This is a genomic window from Burkholderiales bacterium (assembly GCA_036262035.1).
Lineage (GTDB): Bacteria > Pseudomonadota > Gammaproteobacteria > Burkholderiales > SG8-41 > JAQGMV01.
On the sequence record DATAJS010000018.1, the window covers coordinates 229,140 to 243,142 of the forward strand.

A 14,003-nucleotide genomic window follows, 5' to 3' on the forward strand; every position below is an offset into this window, starting at 1 on the left:
GTACCGCACGCGGGCGGCGGCAGCGCACCCGGATTGTATTTTCCGCCCATGCCAAACGCGTAATCGCGCTAGTCTACGGTCGTGGAACGGCTGCACGCTGAAGGACGGGAAGAAAAAGCCATGAGCCAGACCAAGCGCAGCGGGGGTTTCGACGCGGTACTCCTCGACGAGCTCGCGCAGATCGCGGCAGCCCGCGGCACCGATATGACCGCCGGGCCGCGTGATGCAACGGCCCCCGCGAACGATGCGGAGCTGCGGCAGCGCGAGGTCATCGCAGCCCAGCGCGAAGCGATCGCGGCGGTGCGCGACGCCGCGCAAGGCCACGTCGCAGACGCCGACGCGTGCGCGCTCGCCCAGCGCATGCAGCTCGCCGGCCTTGCGTTCTCGGGCGGCGGCATCCGCAGCGCCACCTTCAACCTCGGCGTGCTGCAGGCGTTGTGCGAGAAGAAGCTCCTGCAGTCTTTCGACTACCTGTCGACCGTCTCCGGCGGCGGCTACATCGGAAGCTGGGTGTCGGCGCAGCTGCACGAGACGCTCGATGCGGACCGATCGGCCACACCGCGCGCGGCGGTCGCGGCGCTCGAAAGCGAGCTCAGTCCGCAGGATGCGGGCGGGCAACCCAAGGCGCGCGAAGCGCGGGCGATCGGCTTCCTGCGCCAGTACAGCAACTACCTGACGCCGCGGCTGGGGTTTCTCAGCACCGATGCGCTCGCCGCGATCGCGACGTACCTGCGCAATGTCGTCCTGATCCAGATGATGGTCGTCGCGCTGCTCCTCGCGGTGCTGGTGCTGCCGCGCGCGATCTATCTCGGCATCCCGCATGTCGCGCCCCACGCCGGTCTGCTCGGCACGCTGCTGCTCAGCGTGAGCGCGGCGTGCATCGGCATCAACCTGCGCGCGCCCAGCGAAAGCTCGCGTGCGACCACCGGCTTCGTGCTGCTCGCGGTGATCGCGCCCGCGGTCGCCGGCGCTTTCCTGGTCGCGATCGATCTCACCCAGCCCAAGCCGCTGTTCGACGCCGTATACGAGCACGTCACCAGCAGCGGCGACCTGCCGGGCACGCCGCCGCTGGCCGCATGGGCGGCCTGTCTCGCGGCGCTCTACGGCGGCGTGAGCGCGGTGGTGAGCCTGCTGCCGTCGCACCGCAAGGCGACGCCGATACCGTGGTTCCTGCTGATCACGATCGCCGGCGTCATCGCCGGCGCGGTCGGCGGCGCGGGACTGTGGGTGCTGCGCGATCTCGTCGCGCAGATGACGCCGCACGTGGCGCGCTGGTTCGCGGTGTCGATCGCGCCGTTCGCGATCCTCTACGTGCTCGGGCTCATGATCATCGTCCACCTCGGCCTGATCGGGCGCGTCTTCGACTACCAGGTGCACGAGTGGTGGGCGCGCGACGGCGCGTGGATCATCGGCGTGTCGATCGGCATCGGCGGCATCTTCGTGCTCGCGGTCTACGGCCCTGCGCTGGTCGAGTTCGGCCGCGGCTGGATCGTCTACGCCGGCGGACCGGTGTGGCTGCTGACGACGCTGTGGGGCGTGCTCGCGGGCAAGTCGGGCCGCACCAGCGGCAAGGACTCGGCGGCGCAGACGCCCGACGGGACAGTGAAGGTGAGCATGACCGAGCGCCTGCTGCCGCTCGCGCCGTACGTGTTCATCCTCGGGCTCGCGATCCTGCTTTCGTACGCGCTGTACAAGCTGTTCGGCGGCACGGCGGTCGGCGTCGCGCCGTTCGACAGCGTGCTCGGCGCCGTGCTCCAGAGCATGGCGCCCGCCGACTGCACGCCGCTCGTCGCGCTCGCCGCGTTCGCCGCGGTGTTCGTGCTGTTCGCGTGGCGCGTCGACATCAATCTGTTCTCGCTGCACAACTTCTACCGCAACCGGCTCACGCGCTGCTATCTGGGCGCGGCGCGCGCGGCGACGAGCGATCCCGCGCGCAGACGGCGGCCGCATCCGTTCACCGGCTTCGATACCAAGGACGACGTGCGCCTCGGGGCGCTGGTCGCGAGCGACGGCACGGTGCAGCGCCCGTATCACATCCTCAACACCGCGCTCAACATGAGCGCGGGCGGCAACCTCGCGTGGCAGCAGCGCAAGGCCGGCGCGTTCTTCTTCACGCCGCGGCATTGCGGCTTCCAGCTCCCGGCGAGCGGCGACCCGACCGAGGTGGCGGGCGGCTTCGTGCGCACGAGGCAGTACATGCACACGTCGAGCGTGTTCGGCCCTACCGACGACGACGGTCCGATGCTCGGCAGCGTGGTGGCGGTGTCGGGCGCGGCGGCTTCGCCCAACTGGGGTTTCCACACCTCGACCGCGGTCGCTTTCCTGCTCACGCTCTTCAACGTGCGCCTGGGGCGCTGGTGCCCGAATACCGCGCGCACCAGGGTCGAGCCGTACTCGAGCCCGATCTTCGGCGGCGGCCTGCTGCTGGAGGAGCTCTTCGGCATGACCGACGCGCAGTCGAAGTACGTGTATCTCTCCGACGGCGGGCACTTCGACAACCTCGGGATCTACGAGCTCGTGCGGCGCCGCTGCAGCGTGATCGTCGTCGGCGACTGCGGACAGGACATCCCGATGCGCTTCGACGACCTCGCCGACACCCTGCGCAAGTGCTATACCGATTTCGGCGTGTGCATCGACCTCGACGTCGGGGACGCCGCGCGTCTCACCGACAAAGGACTCGAACGCTTCAGCAAGGCGGGCGTCCTCGACGGCACGATCCGCTATCCGAACGTCGGCGGCGCGCGCGGCTTCACGGGCCGCATCTTTCTCGTCAAGCCTTCCTTGCGCGACGTGATCTACCGCAGCGCGCCCGACGTGCGCAACTACGCGCTCTCGAACGAGGACTTCCCGCAGCAGTCGACCATCGACCAGTTCTTCGACGAAGCGCAGTTCGAGTCGTACCGCAGGCTCGGCTACCTCATCGGCAAAGAGCTCGTCGAGACCTCGGCGCTGCGCGAGGTGCTGAACGCCTAGCGCTCGGCGAGGATCGCGTCGGCGGCTTTCTCCGCGATCATGTAGACCGCGGAGACGATGAAGAAGCCCGGGATGCGCGGAAACACCGAGGCGTCGACCACGCGCAAGGCCCGCGTGCCGTGAACCCGGAAGGCGCTGTCGAGCACGCCGCCGGCCTCGCGCGGACCGATCGGGCAGGTGCACGACGCGTGATGGCCCCACGCGTTGTCTTTCACGTATTCGCGGATCGCTTCGTCGGATTGCACGCGCGGCCCGGGCTCCTCTTCCTCGCAGAGCTTGCGCTCGCACAGGCTCGCGGTCATGCGCCGTACGAGCTTCACGCCGGCGACGACCGCATCGAGGTCCTCTTCGCCGCCCGCGCTGCCCTCGTCGAAATAGCGAAAGTCGACGCGCGGCGGATCGCGCGGATCGGCCGAGCGCAGCGTCACCACGCCTGCGCGGTTGTTGGTGTGCGCCTTGAGGATCGCCCAGGTGAGATAGTCGAGGTGCTGCGGAAAGAGCTTCGAATAACCCGGGAAGTAACCGCGGAACTTGCCGAGCAGCGCGAAGCAGAAGAGATCGGGCACGCGCTTGGTCGGAGCCGAGCGCGCGACGAACGCCATCACTGCGCCGTTCGTGGTGTACACGCCCTTGCGCGGCTTCGCGTCCCATTCGACGAAGCGCCGGTCTCCCTTGGCGAACGTGCAGCCTTCGAGGATCGGCCAGTCGGACGGCATGCGGTTGACCACGCCGACTTCGTAGCGGTCCTGCAGATTCCTGCCGACGCCCGGCAGGTCGACGCGGCACGCGATGCCGTGCGCCGCGAGCGCGTCGCGCGGGCCGACTCCCGACAGCATGAGGAGCTGCGGCGTGTTGAACGCGCCGCCGGCAAGGATCACTTCGCGCGAGGCATACACCGTGCGCCGCTCCCCTTCATTTGTCGCCGGCTGCGCGTGGGCGCGATACAGGCGCGCGCCCTTTAGGTACTCGACGCCGATCGCGCGCAGGCTGTCATCGAACAACACGCGCGTCGCGAGCGCGTCGAGCTCGACGTGCAGGTGCTCGCGATGGCGCGCGGCGGTTTCGAGCACGCGCTCGCGCGTGCCGTAGCGCTCGCCGTCGCGCGTCGACAGCGGCACATAGTGCACGCCTTCGGCATCGTCCTGCACCAGCCGCCAGTCGTTCGGATCTCCCTGGCTCATCAGCGCCCAGCGCAGGCGCGCGAGCCATCCGGACGGCTTGCCGAGCGTCGCGGCCCACGATTCGAAGATGGTGCGCTTGAGCGGACGGTCGGCGAGCGCCGCCTCGGGAATCGCTTTCCGGGTGGGCAGCCAGCCGTTCCAGCCGTGGCGCGAGGGATCGATGCCGAGCTTCGCGAGCAGGCGATACGGCGGACGGTGACGGCAGTTCTCGATGCGCTGGAAATAGCGGCGCATGTTGGACGCGCTCCACGATTCGTCGCCGGTGAGCCGCGCGATGTCGTCCCAATCCGAGTTGTGCGGATAGACGACCAGCATGGCGTTGTGGCTGGTGCAGCCGCCGAGCGTGCCCGCACGCGGGTAGAGCACGCCGTCCTGCTTCTCGCAGTATTTGTCGTCGCGGCGCTGGCGCGCGTCGTCGGCGTAGTGCCGGACGAAAAAATCCCAGCGCAACGCAGGGTTCTCCGATGCGAACGCGTGGAACACCGGCACGCGATAGTGCTCGGGGATGCCGTCGCCCGGCGCGGCGGCCGCGGCAGTACACGGGTCGCCGCCCGCTTCGAGCAGGAGCACGCGACAGCCGGCTTCCGCCAGCCGCGCCGCGACGGTGCCGCCGCCGGCGCCCGAGCCGACCACGATGTACTCGTAGTCGCCGGACCGGTCGGCGGCGTCGCTCACAGCGTCTTCAGGTATTCGAGCAGCGCGCGCTTCTCTTCGGCGGGCAACGCGGTGCCGAAGAGGTGGCCGGCGTTGCTGTTGCCGACCTCGGCCGTGTCGTAGCGGAATCCGACGCGCTGCGCTTCGGGTCCCTGCGACACGAAACCGACGTTCTCCGCGTCGAAGAGGTCGTAGCCCCGATAGAACACTTTCGGCCGCTGCTGCGGAGGCTCGAGCAGGTCGCGCAAGCTCGGCACCGAGCCGTTGTGCAGGTATGGCGCGCGCGTCCACAGCGCATCGAGCGGCGGCGCGACGTAGCCGTTGGTCGAGCGGAAGTGCTTGAACGGGCCGTACTCGTTGTACGCGGCCGCGGCCTGCGGCGTCCAGATCTTCACGCGGTGATCGTCCGTGCCGACCTTCTCGAGCGGGATCACCTGGCCGGTCTGCGGGCCCGCGTGACACGACGCGCACTCGCGCTCGAACACCGTCTTGCCGGACGCGCCGAGCGCGGCGTCGACGGGAATGCGCGACGGCAGCTTCGGCGGCGCCTTGGCGGTGAGCCACGCCTGGATTTTCTCCAGCTCCGCCGGCACCGAGCCGCGCTTCGCGCCGTCGCCGATCGCCGAGCTCCTGAACACTTCGCCCAGGTCGGTGTTCAGACCGTCCCAGTGGAACGCCATGCCCTTGCGCAGGCCCAGGTTCCAGATCGGCACCATGTCGGAGTTGCCGATGGTGTCGCCGACGCCGACTTTCAGGATGCCCGCCTTGACCGGATTGAACGGATCGATGCGCCCGCGGCCCCAGTACGGCCGACTTTCGGTCCACTGGTAGCGATCGCGCTCCTCGAGCAGCGCGCGGCGCGTGAACGGCACCAGCACGTAGCGATACAGCGCCTTGTCGAGCGGCGAGAGCGTGTACATCTTCGCGATCTCGGCCATGAGGGTGTCGGCGTTGAACCGCGGGTCGGACGCGCTCCTGAACAGGAAGCGCTGATAACCGAGCGCATCGAACGTCGTCGTCGCGCCCGCGACGAGCAGCGTCGGCGTCTCCGACGGCGAGAAGCGCACGCTGCCGGTGTGGCAGAGCGCGCAGTTGATGCCGACGCGCTCGAAGCCGATGGTCTTCACCGAGAACCCGATCGGCACCGCCCGGCCCTGCTCGCTGTGCAGTCCGAGCGCGTTGTAGCCGCCGGGACCCGGCAGGTACTCGGGGAAGATGCGCGGCAGCACGAACCAGATCCAGTACGGCAGCCCCGCCGCCTTCTCGGTGCCGATCGAGCCGTACTTGAAGCGCGCCGCCATCAGCGCGTCCTGCTGCTGTTCCGGGGTGAGGGTCTTGCGCTGTTCCTCGGTGAGCTCGAAGCGCTGGTCGACTTCGCGCAGGAACTTGTACCAGCCGACCGCGGCGATGACCACCACCGCCGCCGCGACGGCCCACCCCCAGCGCCTGCGATGACGCGCTTTCATCGAAGCGGCTTCCGGCGGCAGCGGATGCTCGACCGCACCGATCTTCACCAGGATGCGCAGTTGGAGCAGCAGGATGAAGAGATCGACGAAGCCGATGGAGAGAAACCCGAGCTCCTGGTCGAAGAACAGCACCGCGCCGATGCACGCCGTCGCGCCTCCGGCTCGCGAAGGGAAGATCGCGAGCCATGCGAACACGCGATACTTCTTCAGATCGACCGTCGCGGGTATGTAGAAGATGCTGATCCACAAGAGCAGCATGCCGGGCAGCTGCGCCCAGATGATCGGGCTCGGGACGGACAGATCGAGCACGCCGAGGAACCAGCGCGGCGCGATGATCAGCGGGAAAATGAACAGACTGTTCAGGAAGATCCCGAGCCACGTCACCCATTTGTATTGGCGATCGAGCTTGTCGTAGGCCGCCGTATCCATGTTCGCCGTCCGCGTCAGAACTTCTTCATGTATTCGACGATCGCCTGCTTGTCTTCCGCGGGCAGTCGCGTCCCGTAGAGATGGCCGCCGTTGCCGTTACCGGGCACGCTGGTGTCGAACGCGAAATAGCGCCGCCCTTTCTCCTCGGCCACGTCGGAGCGGAAGCCGACTTTCTCGGGGTCGTACACGTCGTAGCCGCGATAGAACAGTTTCGGCCGCGCCTCGGGCGGCTCGAGCAGGTCGCGCAGCGTGGGCACCGAGCCGTTGTGCAGATAAGGCGCGCGGGCCCAGATGCCGTCCAGCGGCTGGTTGGCGTAGCCGTTGGTCTTGCGGAAATTCCTGAACTGGTGCTCGGAGTGCGGATAGAGCGTGTACTGGTTGGAGGCGAACGCGAGCGTGTACGAATCGAGGCGATAGCGATCGGTGCCGATGCGCTCGATCGGATCGACCTCGCCGACGAGCCAGCCTTTCTCCAGATGACCGTCCACGCCGAAACGATGATCGGCGTGGCACCTTACGCAGTGCTCGCGGTACGCGGTCTCGCCTTTCGCCGCGAGCGCCTCGTCGATCGCGAACGGATAGCGCGGCGGGCGCAGGTCCTTGATCCAGTCCCGCACGCGATTGAGACGCGCATGATCGACGGTGACCGGCGTCACGCCCGCGCCGAGCGCAGCGCTCAGGTTTCTCTCGGCGAGCGAAGTGTTGTTGCCGTCCCAGTGCAGCTGCATGCCGTCGCGCGGCTTCTGGTTCCACAGGGCCGGATAGTCCGACGCGCCGATGAGCTCGCTCCTCGGGAGGTCCTGCAATCGCCAGTTGAACTGGATCGCCTTGTAGGGGTTGAACGTGTCGACGCGCCCGAGACCCCACTGCGTGACCGACCCGTCGAGGAGCGGCCCCACCCGCGCGCGCAGGCGCAGCACCGATTCTCGCGTCGTGGGAATCACCTGCGAGCGATACAACCAGCGGTCGATGAAGCCGAGATCGCCGCCCGCGGCCTGGATCTTCCCGATGACGTTATCGGGCGTGAAGCGCGGATCGAGCGTGCACGACGTGACGAAATCGAAAAAGCGCTGCAGGTCGAGGCTGTGCGCGGGCATGCCGAGCACGATTTTGGGCTGGTCGTGCGGCGACGCGCGATAGGTGCCGGTGTGACAGCCGGCGCAGTTGAGCGCCACCTGCTCGAAGCCGAGCCGCTTGCGCTTCGACACGCCGATCGGCATGTCGTGTCCGGGCTCGACGATGAGCCCGAGCGACGCATAGCCGCCGGGCAGCTTGTCGGGACAGATGTCGGGCAGCACGCGGAAGATGTCGTACGGCGGCAGCACGCCGCCGACCGGACTGAAGACCGAGCCGCCGGGCTCCGCGCCGATGGAGCCGTACTTGAAGTGGTCCTCGTCCGACTTGTAGGTCACGGGCGAATCGACGCGGAAGCGCCAGAGGAACAGGGCGAGCAGCACCACCAGCACCGCGACGACGATGATCACAGCTGTGCGCCTGAAGCGCAGCAGGTCCTCGTCGACCGGGCTCGTGCGCACCGCGTCGACGAGCACCCGGTCCTTCTGTACCGTCTGGGTCTCATGCATGGGATGTCTCCGTCGAGCGCGCGCTAGCGGAACGGCGCAGGGTCGTAGACCGTCATCACTTCGCGGATCATCGCGTCGCGATCGCCGTTGTAGCGCCGCACGTCGTAGCAGCCGAGCGGGTTGCCGAGCGCGTTGACCAGGCAGCGGTTGCAGAACGAGCACGGGCGGTCGGGTTCCTCACCCCGCTGGAGGATGTGCGGCAGGTCGTTGTTCGCGATGAGCGGCCGCGCGATCGTGACGCCGTCGCACCAGCCTTCCGAGATCACCTTGCGGATCAGCGCGCCGCTCTGGTAGCCGCCGGTGTTGATCACCGGGATGCTCACGGCCTTTTTGACTTCGCGCGCTTCCTCGGCGCACACGCCTTCCAGCGGCCGTTCCTTCTTGGTGCGGTTCCAGAACGCGTAGAACAGCGGGCGCAGCAGCTTGTAGTGGAAGAGCGTGTAGTTGAAATAGCCGCGCACGCCGGCCGAGAGCATGTTGCCGTACCACCAGTTCGCCTCGTCGAGCGGAAACCCGCCCGACGGCAGTTGCGGATGCGGGAACATGCTGCCGATCGAGACGTGCAGCGCGTCGGCGCCGGCTTGCTCCACCCACTTGCAGATCTGGATCGATTCCTCGAGGGTGTTGCCTTTCTTCTCCCACGGGTAGAGCGCGTTGTTGTTGTCGACCGCGTTGATCTTCACCTGCAGGTGGAAGTCGCGGCCGACCTCGCGGCGGATCGCGTGGATCACGTCGAGCAGGAAGCGGGCGCGGTTTTCCAGCGGGCCCCCGTACTCGTCCTTGCGGTCGTTGATCGCCGAGCTCAGGAACTGGGTGAAGAGATAGCCGTGGGACGCGTGCAGCTCGACGCCGTCGAGCCCCGCCTCGCGCGCGCGGCGCGCGCCTTGGGCGAAGTGGTCGATGGTCTGCTTGATCTCCTGCAGCGTCATCGCCTGGCACAGCAGGCCGTGGAAGCTGTCCATCGTGTCGGTCGAGGACAGCGCGCGGTTCATCAGGTTCTCCGCGCCGGGCACGTCGCGCTGCCGTCCCGAATGGCTGAGCTGCATGATGAAGCGGCAGTCGTACTCGTGCACCGCGTTGCCGACCGCGCGCCAGAACGGGATCTTGTCGTCGTGGTCGATCATGGCGTAGTTCGGCATGATCCGGCCGCGGATGTGCACCGGCACGAACGACGTGATGATCGCGCCGATGCCGCCGCGCGCGAACTTGGTCTCCCAGTTGATGCGCGCCTGGCTGCCGCTGCCGTTGTAGTTGTCCCAGCGTCCCGAGATGCTCGAGCGGAACAGCCGGTTCTTGACGGTCAGGTTCCTGAACTTGAGCGGCTGGAATATGACGTCTTCCATGTGCTTCCCCCTTCCGAGCCCGGCCGCGCTTCGCGCGCGGTCCGGGAGTCCGCCGCTTCAGAACGTCTTGAGGAATTCGATCAGCGCACGCTTGTCGTCGTCGGTCAGCGGCGTGAACTTCGCAGCGGGCGCGTTGGCGTCGACCCAGTCGGGCGGGTCGCGGTGGTAGCCCGTGCCGAAATAGTGGCCGCGGTTGACGACGAAGTCGGGACACTTCGACAGCTCGAGGAGCGGCGGAACGAGGTTCGCGAACTTCGCCTTGAGCTCGTCGTTGGTGGCCTTGCCGGGCGCGGTCTTCAAGTCCTTCTTCGCCATCTTCACGAACGCCGCGACCTTCTTGGCGTGCGCGATGCGCTGGTCGAGGTCGGTGCTCTCCGACAGCGGATTGAGATTCGCCAGCAGGTTCACCGGGGTACCGACCGGGATCGGCCCGATCTCGACGTCGCCGGTATCGCCGAACGCCCAGGGCGCGACTTTTTCGAGGAAGCCCGCGTGCTCGCGCACCGCATCGGGCAGGTACTTGCGTCCGACGCGCAGGTAGCTCCAGGGATCCGCGGCTTCCTTGCCGGTGGCGCGGTCGAGCCTGGGCAGCGTGCGGTCGATCCAGCCCATGCCCGCCTCGTACGGCTTGCCCTGCCACATCGGGTCGCGATCGCGCTTCTCCGGCCACAGCATCTTCTCGATCGAATCGTTGAACGAGCTCATGCGCGCTTCGACCGAAGGGCTCCACTCGAATTTGCCCACGCTGTTGTTGAGCAGGAACGGCGCGGTCGACCACAGGCTGATCAGCGACGGCGGACGCGTGTAGCCGCGACCGCCGGCGGGCATCGTGTACTGCCGTGCCTCGCCGGTGATCGGGTGATGCACGGTGATCGTGCCGACCGAAGGCAGGTTCTTGTAGCTGTCCGACGAAAAGTTGTCCCAGATATTGCCGCGCAGCGCGTTGGTCGCGAGCGGGCTGCACGCGTTGGTCTGCAGCAGCGTGACCGGCACGCGCACTTCGTTCGAAAGGTAATTGCCCGCGAGGAAGTCGTCGGCCATGACGATCCTGGTCATCTGCGCCTTGAACTCGTCGGTCTTGGTCCACGCCCAGAACTTCTTGAAGCACTGCAGGTAGTTCGGACCGTTGCAGCCGTTGTCGTCGAGGCCGACGATCGGTGTCGGGAGCTTGCTCGAGTGGCAGCGCGCGCAGTTCTCGGCGAACACCGTCTTGCCGCGCTTGAGCACCTCGGCGTCGGTGCTCATGAACTTCTCGCCGCCCGGCGCATCCTTCAGATGGTGCGGCGCCGTCGCCTTCACGAAGAACAGCGCGGTCGCCGGCGTCTGCATCTCGGTCGCCTGCCAGTAGCCCGAGCTCTTCTGTGCGACGGCGATCTCGATCGGCGTGATGCGCTTGCCGCCGACGAGCGGGTTGAAGTGACGCAGCCACTCCTCGCTGTAGAGCCCGATGTTCAAGTACACACGGTTGAGCGCGCCCAGCGCGCCGACCGAGTCGGCGCCGTCCTTGAGCACGCGCGGCGTGAAGGTGTTGGGCTTGGCGTACAGGGCGAGCAGCAGGTCACGCGTCGGCGGCGGGAGATCCTTCGGATCGATGCTCTTGAGCGCTTGCTCGAAATCGTTGAACTGCTTGTTGTTGAGCTCTCCGCCGTTGAGCGTCTCCTTGCCGACGCGCGTCGCCTGCTCCAGCCGCGGTCCGAGGTTGTACACCGCGTTCATGGTGCGCGGGTTGTTGATGTTGTCGGTGGAGACGAACGACGTGTCGAGCGAGCCCGGCCGCGAGGTGTGGAAGAGCTGGAACGCGAAGCTCGCGCGGTCCGCGCGCCAGTCGAAGATGCGATCGACCCAGAAGTACTGCGCGCCGACGGTCGAGCTCAGGTTCTCCCACTTCGGGTTCTCGGGATCGGCGGGCGGCTTCAGCGGATGCGGGCCGATGTGGCAGAAGCCGCACGACATGCCGACGCGGAACGGTTTGACGAGCTTCGGGTCCTCGTAATATTTCGGGTCGTTGTAGTAACGCTCCGCGTCCCACTTCTTCGCCGCTTCTTCGTCGAATGCCGGATTGGGGAAGAGGCGCAGGCCCACGATGCCGCTCGGGTACCCGTAGTACGAGCCCACGGGCAGCACCTCGGGATAGCCCTTGTCGCTCTTCGGCAGCTTCTTGCCGCGATGACCGATCTGCACGCCGGGATACTTCTTCTCGTCGGCGAAAGGATCGGGCGGACAATCGGGACCGGTACGGCGTTTGTCGAGCCACAGCCCGAAGCGCTCGGGATCGGGACCCGTCGCCGCTTCGAAGCACGGCTCGTTGACCAGGCCGAGCTCGCGCCAGCGATTCTCGCGCGAGAAACCGCCCTGCTCCTTGACCTTCGGGTGCGACGAGAGCGTCTTCAGGAAATCGAGCGTGCCGATGCTGATGTTGGACAGATCGTCCCAGAAGCGATCGTTGCCGCCCGACCACACGTTCCACGTATTGCGGCCCTGCACTTCCAGCGCGGTGAGCGCGATGCCGCCGTCCATGTCGCGGAAGAAATCCTCGTCCGCGGCCTTGAAGGTCTCGGGGCCGCGTTTCGCGGCGAGCGCTTCGTCGAGAACGGGTTGGGTGGGTTCGGGACCGCAGCCTGCGAACAGTCCCGCGAGGACCGCACAACAAAAGAGCGTACGCGCACAGACGGTGCCGGCCATGTTTCGTGCCCCCTTCGATCGAGTACGAACCGGTCAAACGGCCAAGCGACGCCGAGCTGCAATCCCGAATTGCGTCGCCCCCTGTTACGAGCTTCTTTTTTTGGACGCGAATGACAACGTTATACGCTGCGCCGTGCGAAGTCCAATATCGCCCGATTGGCAGGTTGCGCGAGATCTAGGCGCAACGACGTCGTGCTATGCGACTGAGGGGAAAGTCCTGACAAGCAGGGGAAGTGGTCGGGGTGACAGGATTCGAACCTGCGACATCCTGCTCCCAAAGCAGGCACTCTACCGGGCTGAGCTACACCCCGACGCGGGCAGCCGCCATTTTAGCGCGCGATCCGCGCCGCGTCCGCGAACTAAAATGGGGGTTTATAGCGAGACGAAGCACGATGAACGCAGCCCGCTGGCGCACGCCGAACACGATCCTGATATGCGGCGGGCTGATACTCACCATCGGCCTCGGAGCGCGCCACAACTTCGGCCTGTATCTGCAGCCGATGACGGTCGATCTGGGTATCGGCCGCGAGGTCTTCTCGTTCGCGATCGCGATCCAGAATCTGATCTACGGCGTGGCGCAGCCGTTCACCGGCATGATCGCCGACCGCCTCGGCACCGCGCGCGTGCTGATCGGCGGCGCGATCCTGTATGCGATAGGCCTCGTGCTGATGTCGATGTCGAGCACGAGCTGGGAGCTGAACCTCTCCGCGGGATTGCTCATCGGCATCGCGCTCGCATGCGGCGGCTTTTCGATCGTTTTCGGCGTCGTCGGCCGCGCGATCCCCGCTTCGAAGCGCACCATGGCGCTGGGCATCGTCGGCGCAGCGGGGTCTTTCGGGCAGTTCGTCATGCTTCCGTACGGGCAGACGCTGATCACCCATCTCGGTTGGCACAGCGCGCTGCTGGTGCTCGCCTGCACTGTGCTGCTCATCGTGCCGCTCTCCGCCGCGCTGGTGGAGGACAAGAAAGCGCAGGCGAGAGATTTTCAGAAGCAATCGATCCGCGAAGCGCTGCACGAAGCGTTCACCCACAAAGGTTACGTGCTGCTGTGCCTGGGCTACACCGTGTGCGGCTTTCAGCTCATGTTCATCTCGGTGCATTTCCCGGCGTACCTGCTCGACCAGAAGATGTCGCCGCAGGTGGGCATGACCGCGCTCGCGCTGATCGGCCTCTTCAACATCTTCGGCAGCTTCGTGTGGGGATGGCTCGGCAGCCGCTACACCAAGAAGAACCTGCTCTCGCTGCTCTACTTCACGCGCGCGGTGACGATCCTCGCCTTCGTGCTGCTGCCGCTCTCGCCCGCCACGGTGTATGCGTTCGGCGCGTCGATGGGCTTCCTGTGGCTCGGCACCGTGCCGCTCACCAACGGGCTCATCGCGCAGGTGTTCGGCACGCAATACCTCTCGACGCTCGGCGGCTCGGCGTTCTTCTTCCACCAGGTCGGGAGCTTCATGGGCGTGTGGATGGCGGGCTATCTCTTCGACACCACCGGCTCGTACGGGCTGATGTGGACGCTGACGATCGCGAGCGGCGTGCTCGCCGCCCTGCTGAATTTGCCGATCGACGAGAAGCAGATCGTGCGTCCGGCCCCGGCTGCCGCCTAAAGGCGTTATTGACCACCAAGGACACAAAGGTTAACTGACGTCGCGTCGTCAGGCGTGCGCGACGTTTGGCTTTCCTTGGTGTCCTTGG

At 66.7% G+C, this 14,003-nt stretch carries 7 protein-coding genes and 1 tRNA gene; 2 read left to right on the forward strand and 6 right to left on the reverse strand.

Annotation, left to right across the window (positions count from 1 at the left end):
- Positions 1 to 120 precede the first annotated feature (120 nt).
- On the forward strand, positions 121 to 2,973 hold the full coding sequence (locus VHP37_21550; GenBank protein ID HEX2828950.1) for a patatin-like phospholipase family protein: 2,853 nt from the start codon (positions 121 to 123) through the stop codon (positions 2,971 to 2,973).
- Here the strand turns inward: VHP37_21550 and VHP37_21555 are convergent.
- The 6 genes from VHP37_21555 to VHP37_21580 all read right to left on the reverse strand — a co-directional run bounded on the left by VHP37_21555 (position 2,970) and on the right by VHP37_21580 (position 12,622).
- Complete coding sequence (locus tag VHP37_21555; GenBank protein HEX2828951.1) at positions 2,970 to 4,829, reverse strand: GMC family oxidoreductase; 1,860 nt, start codon at positions 4,827 to 4,829, stop codon at positions 2,970 to 2,972. The two genes, VHP37_21550 and VHP37_21555, sit on opposite strands and share 4 nt — an antisense overlap.
- Positions 4,826 to 6,703 carry a hypothetical protein gene (locus tag VHP37_21560; protein HEX2828952.1) on the reverse strand — a complete coding sequence of 626 codons (1,878 nt, stop codon included), beginning with the start codon at positions 6,701 to 6,703 and terminating at the stop codon, positions 4,826 to 4,828. Before VHP37_21560 ends, VHP37_21555 begins: the two co-directional genes overlap by 4 nt.
- A 14-nt stretch (positions 6,704 to 6,717) precedes the next feature.
- Positions 6,718 to 8,286, reverse strand: a complete 1,569-nt coding sequence (locus VHP37_21565) for a hypothetical protein (protein HEX2828953.1) — start codon at positions 8,284 to 8,286, stop codon at positions 6,718 to 6,720.
- 23 nt (positions 8,287 to 8,309) lie between these two features.
- Positions 8,310 to 9,629, reverse strand: coding sequence for an NADH:flavin oxidoreductase (locus tag VHP37_21570; GenBank protein ID HEX2828954.1), 1,320 nt, complete (start codon positions 9,627 to 9,629; stop codon positions 8,310 to 8,312).
- Positions 9,630 to 9,686: 57 nt separating this feature from the next.
- Positions 9,687 to 12,311, reverse strand: a complete 2,625-nt coding sequence (locus VHP37_21575) for a hypothetical protein (GenBank protein HEX2828955.1) — start codon at positions 12,309 to 12,311, stop codon at positions 9,687 to 9,689.
- A gap of 234 nt (positions 12,312 to 12,545) precedes the next feature.
- Positions 12,546 to 12,622, reverse strand: a tRNA-Pro gene (locus VHP37_21580).
- 81 nt (positions 12,623 to 12,703) lie between these two features.
- On the opposite strand from VHP37_21580, the gene VHP37_21585 reads away from it, so the two are divergent.
- Positions 12,704 to 13,915: an MFS transporter gene (locus VHP37_21585; GenBank protein ID HEX2828956.1), complete on the forward strand. Its 1,212-nt coding sequence runs from the start codon at positions 12,704 to 12,706 to the stop codon at positions 13,913 to 13,915.
- The last annotated feature ends 88 nt before the right edge of the window (positions 13,916 to 14,003 follow it).